The 17,164-nt window shown below is 38.4% G+C and carries 19 protein-coding genes; 9 read left to right on the top strand and 10 right to left on the bottom strand.

What is annotated here, in order from left to right; genetic code table 11:
• Nucleotides 1-19 precede the first annotated feature (19 nt).
• The 5 genes from FHR85_RS04830 to FHR85_RS04810 form a co-directional block, all read right to left on the bottom strand.
• Nucleotides 20-490, bottom strand: coding sequence for a thioesterase family protein (locus FHR85_RS04830; protein WP_167261679.1), 471 nt, complete (start codon nt 488-490; stop codon nt 20-22).
• A gap of 13 nt (nt 491-503) precedes the next feature.
• Nucleotides 504-1,445: an L-carnitine dehydrogenase gene (locus FHR85_RS04825; protein WP_167261677.1), complete on the bottom strand. Its 942-nt coding sequence runs from the start codon at nt 1,443-1,445 to the stop codon at nt 504-506.
• 13 nt (nt 1,446-1,458) lie between these two features.
• Nucleotides 1,459-2,337, bottom strand: coding sequence for a beta-keto acid cleavage family enzyme (locus FHR85_RS04820; protein ID WP_167261675.1), 879 nt, complete (start codon nt 2,335-2,337; stop codon nt 1,459-1,461).
• A gap of 247 nt (nt 2,338-2,584) precedes the next feature.
• Nucleotides 2,585-3,148 carry a TetR/AcrR family transcriptional regulator gene (locus FHR85_RS04815; protein WP_167261673.1) on the bottom strand — a complete coding sequence of 188 codons (564 nt, stop codon included), beginning with the start codon at nt 3,146-3,148 and terminating at the stop codon, nt 2,585-2,587.
• 225 nt (nt 3,149-3,373) lie between these two features.
• Nucleotides 3,374-4,921, bottom strand: coding sequence for an FAD-dependent oxidoreductase (locus FHR85_RS04810; RefSeq protein ID WP_167261671.1), 1,548 nt, complete (start codon nt 4,919-4,921; stop codon nt 3,374-3,376).
• A gap of 233 nt (nt 4,922-5,154) precedes the next feature.
• On the opposite strand from FHR85_RS04810, the gene FHR85_RS04805 reads away from it, so the two are divergent.
• The gene (locus FHR85_RS04805) at nt 5,155-6,816 is read left to right on the top strand and encodes a sensor domain-containing protein (RefSeq protein WP_167261670.1); all 1,662 of its coding nucleotides are present in this window, start codon (nt 5,155-5,157) and stop codon (nt 6,814-6,816) included.
• A 68-nt stretch (nt 6,817-6,884) separates the two neighbouring features.
• Nucleotides 6,885-7,142: a hypothetical protein gene (locus tag FHR85_RS04800; protein ID WP_167261668.1), complete on the top strand. Its 258-nt coding sequence runs from the start codon at nt 6,885-6,887 to the stop codon at nt 7,140-7,142.
• A 133-nt stretch (nt 7,143-7,275) separates the two neighbouring features.
• Here FHR85_RS04800 and FHR85_RS04795 read toward each other — a convergent pair whose 3' ends face one another.
• The 3 genes from FHR85_RS04795 to FHR85_RS04785 form a co-directional block, all read right to left on the bottom strand.
• Nucleotides 7,276-8,784 (bottom strand): potassium/proton antiporter, encoded by a 1,509-nt coding sequence (locus FHR85_RS04795; RefSeq protein WP_167261666.1) that lies wholly within the window; start codon nt 8,782-8,784, stop codon nt 7,276-7,278.
• A 265-nt stretch (nt 8,785-9,049) separates the two neighbouring features.
• A complete protein-coding gene (gene mreBH, locus FHR85_RS04790) occupies nt 9,050-10,057 on the bottom strand; it encodes a rod-share determining protein MreBH (protein WP_167261664.1) in 1,008 nt (335 codons plus the stop codon).
• 124 nt (nt 10,058-10,181) lie between these two features.
• Nucleotides 10,182-10,313: a DUF2639 domain-containing protein gene (locus FHR85_RS04785; protein ID WP_167261662.1), complete on the bottom strand. Its 132-nt coding sequence runs from the start codon at nt 10,311-10,313 to the stop codon at nt 10,182-10,184.
• A 200-nt stretch (nt 10,314-10,513) separates the two neighbouring features.
• Between FHR85_RS04785 and FHR85_RS04780 the strand changes: the two genes are divergently transcribed.
• The gene (locus FHR85_RS04780) at nt 10,514-11,239 is read left to right on the top strand and encodes a YkgJ family cysteine cluster protein (RefSeq protein WP_167261660.1); all 726 of its coding nucleotides are present in this window, start codon (nt 10,514-10,516) and stop codon (nt 11,237-11,239) included.
• On the opposite strand, the gene FHR85_RS04775 is transcribed toward FHR85_RS04780, so the two are convergent.
• Nucleotides 11,240-12,067 (bottom strand): HAD family hydrolase, encoded by an 828-nt coding sequence (locus FHR85_RS04775; RefSeq protein WP_167261658.1) that lies wholly within the window; start codon nt 12,065-12,067, stop codon nt 11,240-11,242. It abuts the gene before it with no gap.
• A 167-nt stretch (nt 12,068-12,234) separates the two neighbouring features.
• On the opposite strand from FHR85_RS04775, the gene FHR85_RS04770 reads away from it, so the two are divergent.
• Genes FHR85_RS04770 through FHR85_RS04760 form a run of 3 tightly spaced genes read left to right on the top strand, consistent with a single transcriptional unit; the run spans nt 12,235 to nt 13,835 of the window.
• Entirely contained in the window at nt 12,235-12,705 is a 471-nt protein-coding gene (locus FHR85_RS04770; protein WP_167261656.1) for a low molecular weight protein-tyrosine-phosphatase, read from the top strand.
• 20 nt (nt 12,706-12,725) lie between these two features.
• On the top strand, nt 12,726-12,995 hold the full coding sequence (locus FHR85_RS04765; RefSeq protein WP_167261654.1) for a hypothetical protein: 270 nt from the start codon (nt 12,726-12,728) through the stop codon (nt 12,993-12,995).
• 9 nt (nt 12,996-13,004) lie between these two features.
• Complete coding sequence (locus FHR85_RS04760) at nt 13,005-13,835, top strand: YhjD/YihY/BrkB family envelope integrity protein (protein ID WP_167261652.1); 831 nt, start codon at nt 13,005-13,007, stop codon at nt 13,833-13,835.
• Nucleotides 13,836-13,881: 46 nt separating this feature from the next.
• Here the strand turns inward: FHR85_RS04760 and FHR85_RS04755 are convergent, their stop codons facing one another.
• Nucleotides 13,882-15,048, bottom strand: coding sequence for an MFS transporter (locus tag FHR85_RS04755; RefSeq protein WP_167261650.1), 1,167 nt, complete (start codon nt 15,046-15,048; stop codon nt 13,882-13,884).
• 94 nt (nt 15,049-15,142) lie between these two features.
• On the opposite strand from FHR85_RS04755, the gene FHR85_RS04750 reads away from it, so the two are divergent.
• From FHR85_RS04750 to FHR85_RS04740, 3 genes are all read left to right on the top strand, one after another.
• Entirely contained in the window at nt 15,143-15,535 is a 393-nt protein-coding gene (locus FHR85_RS04750) for an OsmC family protein (protein ID WP_167261648.1), read from the top strand.
• A 1-nt stretch (nt 15,536) separates the two neighbouring features.
• Nucleotides 15,537-15,689, top strand: coding sequence for an SE1561 family protein (locus FHR85_RS04745; RefSeq protein WP_167261646.1), 153 nt, complete (start codon nt 15,537-15,539; stop codon nt 15,687-15,689).
• A gap of 116 nt (nt 15,690-15,805) precedes the next feature.
• Nucleotides 15,806-17,119 carry a Na+/H+ antiporter family protein gene (locus tag FHR85_RS04740; RefSeq protein WP_167261644.1) on the top strand — a complete coding sequence of 438 codons (1,314 nt, stop codon included), beginning with the start codon at nt 15,806-15,808 and terminating at the stop codon, nt 17,117-17,119.
• Nucleotides 17,120-17,164 lie beyond the last annotated feature (45 nt).

Below are 17,164 nucleotides of genomic sequence, written 5' to 3'. Positions count from 1 at the left end.
CGAAAGGGAAGAGGAGGGATTATTGTTGACGTTTAATCCCAATCATTCTTCCGGCTTGTTTCGGTTTGTCTAAATGTTCATGTTCACGCCAAATGGATTGAATATTGGCTTGGACTGGTTCGATAAACGGTGCTGGTTTGCCGGTTGTTTGATCGATTCCCATCAGCATTTGTTCACTTGTTGCAATCAGTTCATTTTGTTCATTAGTCATGGAAAATAACACATGTAATCGTTTAGAGTCATAATCCATTAATTGCACTTCTACGATTAGTGGTTCATTTTCGTGTGCTTCTTTTAAGTAGCAAAGATGGGTTTCGAGTGTGAAAATGGTATAAGCTTCCTGTTCAATAACTTCTTTGTTTAGTCCGATATAGTCCATGAATGCATCCACAGCATGACTGAACATTCGAGCATATTCGGCATCATTCATATGACTGTTGTAATCGACCCATTCTGAATGAACATGATCTTGGTACTTGAATGGTTGCATGATTTCACCTCGCTTAAGGCCAATAATCTTCTACTAAATCAATGAGTTTAACGAGAAATTCATTGCGTTGTCGTTCTAATTCAGCTACGGAACGATCACCAGCGTGCGTTTCACAACCTGCAATGACTCGTTCTTGAAGTTCTTCGGTCAATTCAGGTGCTTCTAATTTAGTCCAAGGTAGTTTTAGGGCAGGACCAAACTGTTCAAGCATATGGCGCATGCCTTCTTGACCACCCGCTAAATGGAAGGTCATGAATGGGCCCATTTGCGCCCAGCGAAGCCCTGCACCGTATGTGATCGCTTTGTCCACTTCCTCAGTTGTAGCAATGCCGTCATTAACTAAATGTAATGCTTCTCGCCATAAAGCTTCCATTAGACGATCAGCTACAAATCCTTCAATTTCTTTTTTTATAATCATTGGTTTCATGCTAGCTGACTCATAGAATGTATAAGCTTGTTGCTCGAATTCTTTTGCTGTTTCTTCACCGCCAACAATTTCAACAAGTGGTAATAGGTAAACAGGGTTAAATGGATGAGCAACAACAAATCGTTCAGGGTATTTCATCTTTTCTTGTAGTTCAGTTGGTTTTATACCTGAAGTGCTTGAACCGATTATGGCAGTTGATTTTGCGAATTGGTCTATTTCTGCCAAAACATGTTGCTTTAGTTCTGTTCGTTCAGGTACATTTTCTTGAATTAAATCCGCATCAAGTACAGCTTCTTCTAAGGAAGAAACAAATGTTAAGCGATCTCGACTGGCATCTTCATGGAGGCCGAGTTGTTCAACGGATTCCCAAGCATTATTTATTGATTGTCGAGCGCGATTTTCCGCACCATCTGCAGGATCAAATGCCACGACATCGAATCCATTAGCGAGAAATCGAGTGATCCAGCCATTACCGATGACACCAGTTCCGATGATTGCGACTTTTCTAGATGTTTGTTCGTTCGACATATGACTTGCCTCCCTATGGTTGTCTTAGGTTGTATTTTTCACGTGCTTCTTGTGGTGTCATGATTTCAATATTGTTTGTTTGAAGTTGTTGGACAGCTTGATCGACGAGTTGTTCATTAGTTGCTAAAACACCTTTTTTCAAGAAGATATTGTCTTCTAATCCAACACGAACATTTCCACCTAGTAGAGCAGCTTGAGTCACCATTGGTAACTGCATTCGTCCAATGCCAAATGCTGACCAATCAGCGTTTTCTGGAATACGACTTTTCATATAGCTGATTGTTTCAACATCTGATGCAGCACCCCAAGGAATGCCTAAACAGAATTGATACATTGGATCACCGTCAATTAGTCCTTCTTGAACGAGTTGATTTGCAAAACGGATATGCCCAGTATCAAAACATTCTAATTCAGGTTTGACGCCACTATCTTTAACAAGCTGGGCTTGTTCTCTTAGCCAATCAGTTGGACTCATATAAATCATGTTGCCGAAGTTTGTACTTCCACAATCAAGCGTGCACATTTCAGGTAATAATTCACCAACTGGTTCATGGCGTTCCTTTGGTGTTTGGATATCAGTGCCATCACCACCAGCAGCTGGTGTATCTAAATTTGGAATAAAATCCCCGCCACCGCCAGAAGTGATATTAATCAAAACATCAGTCTCTGATTCGCGAATGCGATCGACAATTTCACGATAATGATCAATATTATGGCTTATGCCGCCAGTTTCAGGATCACGAGCGTGAACGTGTGCAACTGTTGCACCAGCTTTTGCTGATTCAATCGCAGATTCTGCTATTTCTTTAGGTGTTACAGGGACGTTCGGATTTTTCCCAGTTGTATCGCCAGCACCTGTGACAGCGGAAGTTAACATTACTTTTTGTGCCAATTGAATCCTCCTCTTATATATTGTTCTGTACGTACGACTTATTTACTTTACCGCCCGGACGGTATGAAACTCTGTTTTGTACTTTACCATCTGGACGGTTTTTAATCAACAGCTAATGTTGAATTTTTGAGAATATTGTCGATAGTGAAGTCGAGTGAAGTGTTGATCTGCAAGGGGTTTGGAAGGGGGGAGGAAAATATAAAAAAACCACTGCTAATTAGCAGTGGTCGGTTAAATTGAACGTGAATTATGAATGGTGTTCGGATGAAATATACATGTCTTGGATCCACTTATGAAGTCTTTTATAAACTTCTTTCTTCTGTTCTGGGTCGATTTGATAAGTTTCGAATAGTTCTGATAACCAAATGCCATCAGTGGCTAAACGAATAATTGTAGCATCAATTGGGTCTAATCCGTCATTCTCAATGTTGGTTTGCCATTCTTCATAGGCATCATGAAGAGGTTCTAATAATTCGGGTTTTACAGCTTTTGCTGCTAGTAGACCAGAATGCATTTCTTTATTCGGATAGCCTTGATTAAAAGTGACATTTAAGAAAGCGCGAGTCCATTTGCCTTTATCGAGCGGATCATCTTCGACGTTTTGGGCTATTTTGGTGCGGTAGTTATTAGCTAAGTGATCCACCATCCCTTGAACTAAGGCTTCTTTTGAAGGGTAGTGATAAAGAAGGCCGCCTTTACTAATGCCTGCTTCTTTTGCTACGGATTCAAGTGTTAAGTTAAAAATCCCTTTGTCATCAACAATCCGCGATGCCGCGTTCAAAATTTCAATCTTTCTAGAGTTTTTCCCCATAGCATCATCCCTTTTTGGTAAATAGCTTTATCCCTTTCAATACTATACTATCTGGACGGTTTGGTTTCAATTATTTAGGATAAATTTTTAATATTTCATTTGGAAATTATAAGAATTTATAGTTTTCCATCCCTATATTAACTAAATCTCTGATAAAGTTTAGTATTAAATTTGAAAGGTTTAACACTGGACTATAGCAAATGTATCTTTAAAAGTTATTTGATACTATTTAGGATCTTGAGATGCATTCAACTTCAATAAATCAATTATTGAGAATTGTTCATGGTGTAAGTTTTCTTTGGCCGGGCCTTCAATCACTTCACCTTTACATGTGAAACGTGAACCATGACAAGGGCAATCCCAAGTATTTTCGGCACTATTCCAATTCACTTCGCATCCTGCATGCGTGCAAGTAGTATCGACTATATAAAGTTGATCAGAATCGGCTTTATAAACCCCTTTACGTTGGCCGTGCAATAACATGGTCGTTGCCTGACCAGGATTTAATGACTCTAAATCCCCTTTAGGATGACTTAATTTATCTTTGAGCAAGTGTTTCGTTACATCTGTGTTTTCTTTAATGAACGATGTTAACCCTTTAGTCACACTGGATCTGGAAGGTGAAAAGATATTTTGTTTAGGGTCTGGTTTGTTTAATACATCATCAGTCATCATCTTAGCAGCTGCTGTACCATTAGTCATGCCCCATTTCCGGTAACCAGTCGCTAATAATATATGAGGTTGTTCTTTTGAAACTGGACCGATATAAGGAATTTTATCCACGGTAACAAGGTCTTGAGTCGACCATTGATAATCAATGGGTTGTTTGGAAAAAATGGCTTTAGCATCCCGTTTTAACGCCTCATAATGCGTTGACATATCCTCTCCTTGTCCTACCTTATGACCCTCACCACCAAACAAGATGTATGACTGGTCATTGATTGTGGTTTCTCTAATTGAACGTTTAGGTGAATCGATATTTAAATACATACCACCTGGGTAAGGATCTGCTGTTGGAAAAGCGATCACGTATGATTTCTCAGCATGAAGCCGAGTTGAGAACAACTTGTTTTCGGTATAATAAGGGAAGTGCGTACAAATGAGAATTCGATCGGCTGTTAATTGCGTATTGTCCTCCATAATCACAGATTTTTCTTCGATCGTCCGACCTGCTGTATGCTCGTATAATTTAGTACTCCCTTGATCCAACCGTTGTATTAAATAACTTAAGTAAGCAGTCGGATTGAATTGCCACTGATCTTTCATTATTAAAGCCTTCTCAATTTCTAAATTAAATGGAATACTATCCGCTAATTGACTATTGATGTTAAGTCGGTCATAAGCCTCGAATTCCTTTTCAATTTTGGCGACTCCTTCTGTTGATTCAGTGTAGAGATAGGCATCGTGTTGTTGTAAGTCACAATTAATTTGTTCATCTTGAATAAGTGACTGAATAAGCTGCATGGCTTCGAGGTTAGCTTCGTAATAATGTCTTGATGTTTGGTAATTGTAGCTGTTGATCAATTGATCATATATTAAACCATGCTGTGCGGTGATTTTGGCTGTGGTATGTAGTGTTGTCCCGTTTAAAAGACGTCCTTGATCTACGAGGGTGACTTGCTTACCTGCTTTTTGGAGTAAATAAGCGGCCGTAATACCCGTGATGCCTCCGCCAACAATAGCGACTTCTGTTGATTCATCTTGAGAGAGGGGAGGGTATTGTTTTAAGCTACGAGTTTGATTCCATATGGGTTCATGATTCTGTGCGTTCATAAAGTCAATCCTTTCACGAGTGTAATTCTATATACTCATTAAGGTTGTCGAAAATGTGTCAATATATACTTGTTTGTGAAATTTATCGAAAGATGTCAAAAACTTTTAAACTACTTATACACTCCAAATGGTAGCGAATACATAGATTTTATTTTACAATAGGTAGTAATAACTATTAGAATGTAGTCTGGTTTGTTATGGCTAGCTATTGTTTAGTTTGTTGGAGGATTTATATGCTAGATAAACAGCTCTTAAATCAAGTGGTTCAAAGTGGCTTCGACAATTTAATATTCTTGATGCGTGTGGAGGGTCATAACCTATTCTATTACGAAATGGTTAATGATCTAGCTAAAGAGAAAACAGGCATTACTGACAAAGATATAGGTAAAGAATTGCAAGAAGTTCTATCTGAAGAGCATTATTATAAAATGTACCCTGAGTATGTAAAAGCAGTGGAAATGAATGAAAAAGTAGTATATGAGGATTACTTCCATTCGACTAGTGACAATGAATTAATTAGCGAAACAACATTAATGCCATTAGTGAATGAAGATGGTCAGTGTACTCACATTCTTGCTTCTGTGCGTGATATTACGGATTATCGTCATGCTGAGTTAGCGAAGGAACAGTCCAAACGTCATATTCAATTAAGTGAACAACGCTATAAATCATTGTTCGCTGATAATAGTGATGCGATTGTTTCAATAGATCTACAAGGTACGATGTTAGAAATGAATCAAGCCTTTGAACAATTGACGGGTTATCATAGAGGGGAATTATTAGGGAAGCCATCAACTATTATTACGGACGAAGAACAACGTAAATATGGATTTGCGGCGTTCGAAAGAGTGTTAGAGAAACAGGCTCAATCTTTTGAGTTAAACACGAATTTTAATGGCTATCAACTAGATTTAGATATTAAAATGACACCAATTATTGTGGAAGAAGAAGTTGTTGGAGTTTATGTGATCCTAAAAGATATCACAGAACAAAGACATGCCGAGCGGACTCTAATGAAGAATCAAGAACGTTTCCAATTAATTGCTGAAAGTTCTCATGATTTAATTACGCTTGTAGACGATTATGGCATTATTCAATATGCATCCCCATCGTACAGAACCATTTTAGGTTATTCTGAAGATCAATTTATTGGAGAATCTCTTTTGCATAAATTGCATGAAGAAGACGGTAGTCGTATTCTAAACGCCTTTGATCATGCTAAACGAACGGCTCAACCAATTGCGATGGATTTCCGTCAGCAACATATAAACGGAGAATGGTTGTGGTTCGAGTTACAGGCTAAGCCGATATTTGATGAATATGGTCATTTTTATCAAATGGTCGTAGTCACCCGAAATATTTCCGAACGTAAAGCCTATGAAGACGAATTGAAATCATTTGCTTATCATGATCCGTTGACTAATTTGCCTAACCGTCGTAAATTTAAACAGAAAATACTTGATTACTTAAATGAAGACCGTCGCGGGGAACAATTTGCTGTTCTCATGTTTGATATTGACGATTTTAAACCTATCAATGATACACATGGACACGATTTTGGTGATGAAGTGATTAAGGAGTTTGGCAGGCGGATTGAGTCCAATTTACGAGATGGTGATTTAGTAGCCCGAATGGGTGGAGACGAATTTATAGCATTACTTACAGGGCTTCACTCAGAAGATGATGTCATACAGGTTGTTAGACGGATTCAAGTTACACTGGAAGAGGATTGGTATATAGATCATAAGATTATCAATTTAACAACAAGTATAGGGATTGTTTTTCCAAATCATGATCAAATTACTGATGAAGATTTAATCAAAATGGCTGATAACGCGTTATATGGAGCGAAAGCACTTGGGAAAGATACGTATCAATTAATGACGGTAGACTAATTAGAGACGGTTTAAACCGTCTTTTCTTTTTTAATGCTATAATGGCAACAAGAAAGGGGAAATGGAGAATGCTTTGGATTACGTTGTTATTGTTAGCTGTGTTATTCGTCATTGCCTTAGTCATGACGCTTCAAGTGGCGAAGCAGCAAAATCGAGAAATAGAGAGTCGTGAACAACGAGGGATGACGGCTGAAGATGAGATTCAACAATCCCAACAATATGAAACAGAATCATTAAGGAAGAATATCCCTAATTTAATTAAAATTTATATTGGTTTATTCGTGATCGTGCTAGGATTCATCGTTACTATTTTAATTATTTTGTGAATTGTAACATTTGTCATATACAATTAATTTTTGTGTAACCACAATCATGATTAATGCGTGTTATATTATTATTAGAGCTCGTAAATATCTCCCTATAAAAAATAAGCAAGCGACACTAATTAGTGTCGCTTGCTTATTTTTTTGTTTTACGTTTACTTTTTTGAGGGTTACTTATTTTTTGATTAAGTAACTTCATTAGGTCGCCATGTTCTCGTTTGGATACGAGGATGTATAAAAAGTCACCTGCTTTAATCTCAGTATCACCATATGGTGTGACGAGATCATCGCCTCTTACAATAGCTGCAATTGAAGCCTTTTGGGGAAAATCAATCTCATGTAATTTATAACCCACGATGGCATTATCACGGTTTGTTTGGAATTGGACCATATCAGCGTTTGCCTTAGCAATCGATACTAGCTCGATTGAATGGTGTGGTGTGTCCTTTTTAGGTCCCATCAAGCCAAGTTTTTCTGCTACGTAAGATATGGTAGACCCTTGTACTAACGCAGATGTTAAAACAACGAAGAATATGATATTAAAAAATTCATCTGCTCCATTAATTCCAGCCACAATCGGGAATGTCGCTAAAACAATCGGTACAGCCCCGCGTAAACCTGCCCACGATAGGAATAGCCTTTCACGGAACTTGTAATTGAGCCAGACTGTTGAAATGAACACAGCAATAGGTCTTGCGATAAAAATAAGCACGAATGAGATAGCTAGACCTGCGAAAATATTACTTGGGTGAAAGACTTGTTCTGGAAAAGATAAAAGTCCCAAGATGATAAACATCATGATTTGAGCGGTCCAGGCAATTCCTTCATTAAATTGAAAAATAGAATAGCGATAAGTCAGTTCAGAGTTACCAATCACAAGTGCTGCGACGTAAACAGCAAGAAAACCGCTTGAATCAATGACTGAAGCAGTACTATAGGTTATTAATGCAAATGCAATCGCTAAGACTGGATATAAGCCTCCAGATTCTAAATTGATTCGATTAATAGCTAATGAACCTAATTTACCAAACACAAGACCTAAAGCGAGCCCTATTCCCATTTGCCAAAAGAAAGAGGGGATCATTAACCATAGGCTTGTGCTTTCATTGGTAATTAATTCAATGAACATGAGGGTTAAGAAAATCGCCATTGGGTCGTTTGTACCTGACTCTGCCTCGAGTGTCGCACCCATTTTAGCCTTAATATTTCGTTCTTTTAATGTCGCAAATACGGCAGCAGCATCTGTTGAGCCTACGATTGCCCCGAATAGAAAGGCCTCAAGCCAAGAAACGTCGAGTACAAAGTAAACAGATACCCCTGTTAGCATCGCTGTCGCAAGTACACCTAATGTGGCAAGGGAAATGGATGAAAATGCTACTGAGCGGACTGTAGCCCACTTCGTTTGTAGACCACCTTCAAATAAAATGATAATAAGTGCAAGAATACCGATGAGTTGTGCCATTTCTACATCATCGAAATAAATAATACCCAAACCATCACTACCAATAAGCATTCCAACAGCAATAAAGAGAACGAGTGACGGGAGGCCTAAACGGCTAGAGAATTTAGCAGCAATAATACCACTAAGAAGCAATAATGCGGCGAGGAAAATAATGCCGTCATTACCAAAAGATTGTAAGAACATCGCCTACCCCCTTTGACTACTAATATAATTTTATCATAAATGTGACATTTTATCGTGAGATGTGCTGTGGATATGAGGAAGCTCTTATAGTGTAAACATCTGTACGGGTATTCATGTGTATTTAAGCAACTTATGAACCTTTGATAAGAGAGAAAGAGGTGAAGTTTATGACGTATAAAATATAAAATAAGTCATTTCAAACGTTAAAGCTATTGATTAGATAAATAAATCCCCACAAAATTATTTTGTAGGGATTGTACAGCGTTTATCTATTTGCTTTTTGTAATTTGTGAATCATTTGCAGCGATTTACCTGTTCCAACTGCGACACATTCAAGTGGGTTTTCAGCGATATGAACAGGGACATCAACTTCGCTTGATAACCACTCAGACATACCGTTTAACAGAGCACCACCGCCAGTTACGGTAATACCTTGGTCAACAATATCACCACTTAATTCAGGTGGACAATTCTCGAGTGTTGCTTTAATGGCTTGTAAAATATTTTCGAGTGGTTCACGAATAGCTGATTGAATTTCATGGGAATCCAATGTCACTGTCTTAGGTAGTCCTGCGACTAAATCACGTCCACGAACCTCAATAATAACAGGCTCATGTTCAACGAGTGCATATCCGATTTCCATTTTTATTGTTTCAGCGGTTCGTTCACCTATCAGCACGTTATATTGTTTTCGTACATATTGGATGATGGCTGAATCAATATGGTCGCCACCCACACGGATTGACTGGGCAGATACTACACCACCAAAGGAAATAATGGCAACCTCACTCGTGCCACCGCCAATATCAACGACAACGCTTGAAAGTGGCTCGTCTACCGGCAATCCAGCTCCAATAGCCGCCGCAAGTGGTTCTTCAATGATATGGACTTGTTTCGCTCCGTATTCTTTAATTGCATTTTCAATGGCACGACGTTCAACGGATGTTGAACCAGTTGGTGCACAAACAATGACATTCGGTTTACGCATCGACATGCCTAGTTGTTTACTAACTTTTTTCAACATTTCACTCAACATTTGGGATGTTACTTCATAATCCGCAATCACACCATCTTTTAAAGGGCGAATTGATGTAATATTGGCAGGTGTTTTACCAATCATATCTTTCGCTTCATGTCCAACGGCTAAAACGTTACCAGTTTGTGAATCAACGGCAACAACAGATGGTTCATTAAAGACGACGCCTTTGCTTTTACTATATATTAACAGGTTTGCAGTCCCTAAGTCGATTCCTATTTCTGCGTTTGCAAACATGATGATGCCTCCATCTCTATTTTTAATCTATCTATACATTTCGTAAGTGTATCATGATTTATGAACCTGTGCGTTTAAGAAATTTTGACAAAAAAATTACAGAGGCTCTGACCTCTGTAACATTTTACTTTTGCTTACTTTGTAACACGTTTGCAAGTGTAGATGCGTCATATTTCTCTACTTTACGACCTTCATAATTGCTAATGCCTAATTTCTTAAGCTCAGATACGTACCAACCTTTTGTGCCTACGTACATGATCAAGCCCTCCTTCTTCACGTTAAAAGTATGCAGAGATAATTCTACCATCAAATCTTTACAGACAAAAGAGTTAACCGTAGAATTTATTAGGTATTGTGTCGTTTGATTCGTTATAATGAAAACAAATCAAACACCAAAATAAACTATAACACGAATTCACGTCGATGAAAATAATAAAGTTTAGAAAGGTTAATGTTATGTCACATCGCTCACTTAAAGACGTGCAAACCCGTCTCGAAACGCTTCAATCCTACGAATTAGATGAGGGAGAGTTTGAAGCGAAGCAAGAAGAAGCCAAGACTTATAATCAGCCAAAAGATCAACTTGTTGCTGGTTACCATAAATTATTTGCTGAAGTATCAAAGCAAATGGATCAAATGGACGACCATATGGGAATGTCACCGACTTGTTTTATGGGGTGTGCGTTTTGCTGCTATTTTCCGATAATCGTCACGCGACTAGAAGCGGATTTACTAAAAACAGCAATCGACCAAATGGAACCTGAACGTCGAGATCATATTAAAGCACATTTAAAGCAGTATTTTGACACGTATCAAGACAAATTAGCACATGTGGAATCACTGGATTTCGACGATGAACAGTTTAAATTTGATTACCGTAAACAATGGTTACCATGCCCGCTATTAGACACGGATACAAACACATGCTTAGCGTATGAATCGCGACCGCTTCCGTGCCGTACGTATGTAAATTATATGGATCCGAAAATTTGCGAACACAATCTTGTGCCAGAAGAAACGGTAAGCTTCGAATTTCTTTACCAAGATTATATGGGCAATTTAAATGAACTAGCTCAGGACATTGCGACAGAGTACGACGGCGTCATTGATTATCCAGACGATATTTTTGAATATAATCTTCTACCAGTATTTTTAAGAGAATGGGTTGAAGAATCCGCTTAATTAAAGGTTGCTCAATGATTCAATTAGTTTTAGTCGATGATCATCAACTGGCTTAACTTGCGTGTCTGTTAGCCATAATGCTGACATTCCTAATTGAAGAGCTGGGGCGATTTCGTTCATGAAATTATCGCCAATTGAAATAGCTTTCTCCGGTGCAACTTGATAGCGATGTAATACATCTTCAAAGATTGCTTTGCTGTAAACTGGTTTTTTAGCGCTCGGAATTAATTCTGTAAAATATTCTTCAAGTTCAAGAAACTCTAATAATCGTTGAGCGTCAACTTCATCACTGTTCGTACAAACGATCAAGGTATAATCATTCACAATGGAAGCTAGATAATCTTTTAATCCTGGTGTTTGTTGTAGGAATCCATCAAGCTCAGACATTTGTTTCTTAGTCTTGTTATAAGAATCTTGGATTGTGTCAGGAGACAGCCCGAAATGGCGTGCAATGGCGTAAGGTGGCCACCAGCCGTCACCAATTGGTACCCAATTGAAAAAGTCGAACTCTTTAGCTGGAATATATTCCGGTGCATCGTTTACAGTAACTTGATTTCCATTCCAGTCTTTCGCCTCGGTTAATTCGGCGGTAAACGGGTCCCATGTCCAGATTAAGTCACGTTTTCCGTCATAGACTTTCCCGATTTGTAAAGGATGATGACCATTTAACACTTGTTCATAAATGGTTTCAAATTGTTGTTGTTCTGTTGTGTTTAAGTAAGCTTTAAGATTATTGGTATGTAGTCGAAAATGTTCTCGCCCTTCGTAAAGTGTGCCATCAAGGTCGAAAATCATTAAATTATGTTGTTCGATAAATGCACGATTCATAGGGTCACCTCATTCAATGATTTAGTATCATTCTATCATAGTATTCTAATATCAACTTAAGTCGATCTATAATTTTCATGAATGGAGTGAGGAAAAGGTTTAAGGTATACGATAAAAGGTTATTATATTAGAATATAAGACAATAAGATATTGTAGGTGATGAAGCTTTGATTAAGGTATTATTTATTTGTTTAGGTAATATTTGTCGGTCGCCAATGGCTGAAGCCGTTTTTGCGAATTTAGTAAGTCAAAAGGGGTTAGATGAACATTTCGTCGTTGATTCAGCTGGTACTAGTGATTATCATATTGGTGAACCACCACATAAGGATACGTTGGAACAACTAAAGCTACATGGCATCAATGCCAATGGCTTAACGGGAAGACAACTGAATGAAAATGATTATGTTCATTTTGACTACATGATTGTGATGGACGAAAGTAACTTAAATAATGTCAAATTAAGACATAATGGATCAAGCAAGCCAACCATCAAGAAATTACTAGATTACTTACCAGAAGAAGGTATTCAGGATGTCCCTGATCCTTATTTTGAAGGTGGGTTCGATTATACGTATGATTTAGTTTCAAGGTCCTGCAAGCATTTATTAGATGATATACTAGCAGAAAAAGATCTTTAAAATTCTAGGAGGTTATTAATATGCGATTATGGCAAAAAGGGATTGTAATTGGAGCACTAACAGGATTTTTATTAAGTTTAATTCAAAAAGATGAACGTCAGCACGTCTTAGATCGTTCGAAGCAAGCAACAGGTAAAATGAAACAAGTTTATCAGCATCCTTCTGACTCCGTTAGACAATTACGTATGAAGTTGAATAATATTATGGTCAATATGGATAAATTCGTTCAACAATTAGATCAAGTTGAACAAAAGATTGACGAGCGAATTGAAGACAAAAACGAACAGTAGGTGACGTGGGTGGTTTTTGAGAAGACGTTTTGGAAAGAGTTGTTTCGACATTTTCAAGATGATGAGATTCCAACGTTAGCAGCAAGCCTAGCTTATTTCTTTCTACTGTCTTTATTACCGTTTTTAATTTTCTTATTAACGTTACTAGGGTTTTTGCCCATTAATGAACAGCAAGTGTTCGATTTAGTCGATTCATACCTTCCAGGAGATACGATGTCACTAGTGAATAGCAATATTAATCAATTAATGGAAGACCAAAACGGCGGCTTATTATCGCTCGGTATCATCGGTACGATTTGGTCTGCTTCAATTGGAGTTAATGGCTTAATGCGCGCGTTCAATCGAGCATATGAAATAGAAGAGGAACGTTCTTTTTTCGTAGCGCGAGGATTATCAATCGTATTAACAATCTTACTCGTTTTAGCTATTGCAGTTGCTTTAGCATTGCCGATTTTTGGCCGGTTAATTGGGGAATATATTTTCTCTTTCTTAGGTGCTTCGGAGGCATTTTTAGCCACATGGGAAGCTTTTCGCTGGGTTGTATCGGCACTCATGATGATTTTCGTCTTAACGTTGTTATATATGCTAGCTCCTAATGTAAGGGTTAAAATCAGACATGCACTGCCTGGTGCTATAGTGGCTATGTTAGGTTGGCAATTAGTTTCGTTAGGTTTTTCTTATTATGTGACTAATTTTGCTGCTTACTCGGCTACTTATGGGAGTTTAGCTGGTGTGATTATTTTAATGATCTGGCTATTTTTATCAGGCATGATGATCTTAATTGGTGGCGAAGTTAATGCGATTTTAAATATTCATAAACGGCGGTTCTTATTCCGTTAATCATAAGAATCCCTCGGTTTATTTATCTGAAACCGAGGGATTTGTTTTATGTTGATGATTTTTTAGCGAAAAAAGTGTGAGCGATCATGAAGATGAATATTAGGCTGACAAACAAGACAATCACATAGAAAAAGCTGAATTGCGGGAAGTAGTCGATAAAACTACCACCCAATAAAGGCCCAGCAATACTGCCAAAACTGAACATGACACCACATAAGATATTACCCGCAGGTAACAGTGTGTTAGGCAGTAAATCGGTCATATAAGAAACCCCTAATGAATAAAGTGAGCCGACTAACATGCCAGCAATGGCGAAACTTATGATCAACCCAACCACGGACTGCTCAAAAAAGGTAGCTCCAATAAAGGTGATGCTTCCCCCAATAAGTACGCTCTTTAATACAATAGGTCGACCGATACGATCGCTCAACATACCAAGCGGAATTTGTGAAACGATGCTCCCTGCAGCGAAAAATGGAATGATATAGGAAATGGTTGAAACGTCATGACCAAGTCGCATCGCGTAAACTGGAAAATTACTATGCAAGGTCGTTTCTAAAAAGCCATATGTAAACGGAGCTAACAAAGCGATCCAGGCATATTTCATAGCATCCTGAAAACGTTTGGTCGTATTAGTAGTTGTCACTTGTACATCACCATCAGATTCAGGTAACTCATTCTTCACCCAGAACATGAATGACCAGACGATGACACATAAAAGAGAACTTGCGATAAACGGAAGCGCTGGATTAATTTCAACTAAAGGCGTCATGAGTGGTCCGATTGTAAATCCTAAACCGAATGATAATCCGTATATGGCAATTGACCGACCTCGTTTAAATTCTGGAGTAGTCGTTGTAATCCATGTTTGTGTTCCGAAGTGTAAAATATTATCTCCTACACCAACGAGCAATCGCAAAATAAACCAGAACCAAATCGATTCCCAAATCGTGAAGAAAAAGATCGATGAAAAGACGAGCGCCCCACCTGCTAAAATCATCGGTTTATAGCCATACTTGCGAAGTGGTGGTTCTAGAAATGGTGAAATAATTAAGATACCAATATATAATGCAGTTGCGTGTAAACCATTAAGCGTTGATGAGACACCTTCACTTTCAAGTAAAACAGAAATAAGTGGGAGTAACATCCCTTGTGAAAAGCCAGAAATACCAACTAATCCAACAAGGACAGCAAATCGTTGACGTGTTGACATGAGAGAACCTCCCCCTAAAACAAGATGGTGTTATTGTATCGTAACATCGTGTTAAAATAAAAGTCGGACAAACAAGTAAAAGGAGTGTGCTAAGATGAAATTTAATGTAACGGATCAACATATTACGACTGATTTACCTTATGAACAAATGACAATTTCTGGTGATGAAGATGAAGGTTTTCGACCGTTCCAACTCATGGTATCATCATTAGCGGGTTGTAGTGCGCTTGTTTATAAACGTATTTTAGGCAAACAGAAGGTTGAATATGATGAAATGACGATTGAAGCGGACGTAGAACGTAGTGAAGATGCCGTGAATAAAATCGAAAAAGTTCACTTACACTTTAAAGTAGTCGGAAGTGATTTAAACGAAGACAAACTACAAAAAAGTCTAGAAACAGCTTCTAAGAACTGCTCAATGGTTCAATCTGTCGTTCCAACGATTGAAGTCAAAGAGACAGTTGAAGCGATTGAGAAGGAGTCGTAACATGACAGACGAGAATCATCTAGAATCAGTGAAAGCAAGGTTACAGCACTTGCTTGATCAAATTGAAACAGCAGATCCTGAACAACTGACTGTTGAGGACGTCGATCGCTATTTAAGCTTGTTAAATGAAATGGAAGACAAACTAAAGCAATAAAATAATCAACTCCCGCATAAATTTTTTATGAGAGGGGGTTGATTTTTTAAATAGCATATTTTATTGTGATAAAGTGTTAATGTGATAATGAAATAAAAGAAAGGGAGAACGAAACGATGGCTATTGCAGTTATAATATCTGTTATATTAATGAGTGTTTTAAGTTTATTAAAAGTTAATGTGCTTTTAGCGATTGTCATTTCTGCCATGTCAGCTGGTTTGATAGCTGGATTACCGTTCACCGAAATTGTATCGATCTTTACATCGAATATGGGTGGTAGTGCTAATACAGCTTTAAGTTATGTGTTACTTGGTGGATTTGCGGTTGCAATCTCGTTAACTGGAATTACGAAAGGACTTGTCCAAGGGGTGCGGAGCGTGATGTCTGGTCAACGTGTCGCTCTGATGGTTTTAATTGCCTTGATTGCGTCTTTATCGCAAAACGTCGTGCCAGTGCACATCGCCTTTATTCCAATTTTAATTCCACCATTACTCGCGTTATTTGATCGTATGGAAATTGACCGACGTGGTGTTGCAACGGCATTAACGTTTGGTTTGAAAGCGCCGTATATTACACTGCCATTCGGATTTGGGCTTATTTTCCAGGGGATTGTTCGTGATAATATGGCCGAAAATGGGATTGATATTGGCTTAGGTAGTGTTACTCAAGCTATGATCGTACCAGGTTCAGGTATGCTTCTCGGTTTAATCATCGCACTTGGTATTACGTATCGGAAAAAACGTGACTACAGTCAAATTGAGCCAAAAGGACAACCGAGTGATATAGAAGACGATGATGATACACCGTTCAAATTTGAACTTAAGCATGCGATGACAATTATTGCGATTTTCGCTGCGTTGGGTGTGCAGTGGGTTACAGAAGAAATGGTTTTAGGGGCCTTAACTGGTCTTGTCTTAATGTTCCTACTTGTTGCTGTACCATATCGTCAAATTGAAAACGTTATGAGTCAAGGCATTAGTATGATGGGGATGATTGCCTTTATTATGCTTGCGGCATCAGGCTTTGCAGGTGTATTAGAGGAAACAGGTTCAGTTGAAGCATTAGTTGATGCGTCATCTGGCATGTTAGAAGGTAACCCTTGGATTATTGCGACAGTTTTATTACTCGTCGGACTTTTCATTACGATGGGGATTGGAACATCATTCGGTACGATTCCGATTTTAGCGGTTTTATATGTACCGATTGCGACAGCTGCTGGCTTCTCTCCTCTTGCAATTGCGGTCTTAATTGGTACCGCTGGTGCATTAGGTGACGCAGGTAGTCCAGCATCAGACAGTACACTTGGTCCAACAGCAGGACTAAACGTAGATGGTAAACATGATCACATTTGGGATACATGTGTACCAACCTTCCTACACTTCAATATTCCGATTTTCATCTTCGGCCTAATTGGTGCTGTGATGCTATAAATTATGTGACCTCCCCTTTGTAATAAAAGGGGAGGTTTTAAATTG

The organism is Alkalibacillus almallahensis, from assembly GCF_011761495.1.
Taxonomy (GTDB): Bacteria; Bacillota; Bacilli; order Bacillales; family Alkalibacillaceae; genus Alkalibacillus; species Alkalibacillus almallahensis.
Note: the sequence above shows the minus strand (reverse complement) of the source record. Positions and strands in the feature narration are given on the sequence as shown.

Bases quoted from the DNA above. Each gene is read 5' to 3' on its own strand.
- FHR85_RS04830 (WP_167261679.1), bottom strand. From the start codon at position 490: ATGCAACCATTCAAGTACCAAGATCATGTTCATTCAGAATGGGTCGAT.
- FHR85_RS04825 (WP_167261677.1), bottom strand. From the start codon at position 1,445: ATGTCGAACGAACAAACATCTAGAAAAGTCGCAATCATCGGAACTGGT.
- FHR85_RS04815 (WP_167261673.1), bottom strand. From the start codon at position 3,148: ATGGGGAAAAACTCTAGAAAGATTGAAATTTTGAACGCGGCATCGCGG.
- FHR85_RS04810 (WP_167261671.1), bottom strand. From the start codon at position 4,921: ATGAACGCACAGAATCATGAACCCATATGGAATCAAACTCGTAGCTTA.
- FHR85_RS04805 (WP_167261670.1), top strand. From the start codon at position 5,155: ATGCTAGATAAACAGCTCTTAAATCAAGTGGTTCAAAGTGGCTTCGAC.
- FHR85_RS04800 (WP_167261668.1), top strand. From the start codon at position 6,885: ATGCTTTGGATTACGTTGTTATTGTTAGCTGTGTTATTCGTCATTGCC.
- FHR85_RS04795 (WP_167261666.1), bottom strand. From the start codon at position 8,784: ATGTTCTTACAATCTTTTGGTAATGACGGCATTATTTTCCTCGCCGCA.
- mreBH (WP_167261664.1), bottom strand. From the start codon at position 10,057: ATGTTTGCAAACGCAGAAATAGGAATCGACTTAGGGACTGCAAACCTG.
- FHR85_RS04785 (WP_167261662.1), bottom strand. From the start codon at position 10,313: ATGTACGTAGGCACAAAAGGTTGGTACGTATCTGAGCTTAAGAAATTA.
- FHR85_RS04780 (WP_167261660.1), top strand. From the start codon at position 10,514: ATGTCACATCGCTCACTTAAAGACGTGCAAACCCGTCTCGAAACGCTT.
- FHR85_RS04775 (WP_167261658.1), bottom strand. From the start codon at position 12,067: ATGAATCGTGCATTTATCGAACAACATAATTTAATGATTTTCGACCTT.
- FHR85_RS04765 (WP_167261654.1), top strand. From the start codon at position 12,726: ATGCGATTATGGCAAAAAGGGATTGTAATTGGAGCACTAACAGGATTT.
- FHR85_RS04755 (WP_167261650.1), bottom strand. From the start codon at position 15,048: ATGTCAACACGTCAACGATTTGCTGTCCTTGTTGGATTAGTTGGTATT.
- FHR85_RS04750 (WP_167261648.1), top strand. From the start codon at position 15,143: ATGAAATTTAATGTAACGGATCAACATATTACGACTGATTTACCTTAT.
- FHR85_RS04745 (WP_167261646.1), top strand. From the start codon at position 15,537: ATGACAGACGAGAATCATCTAGAATCAGTGAAAGCAAGGTTACAGCAC.
- FHR85_RS04740 (WP_167261644.1), top strand. From the start codon at position 15,806: ATGGCTATTGCAGTTATAATATCTGTTATATTAATGAGTGTTTTAAGT.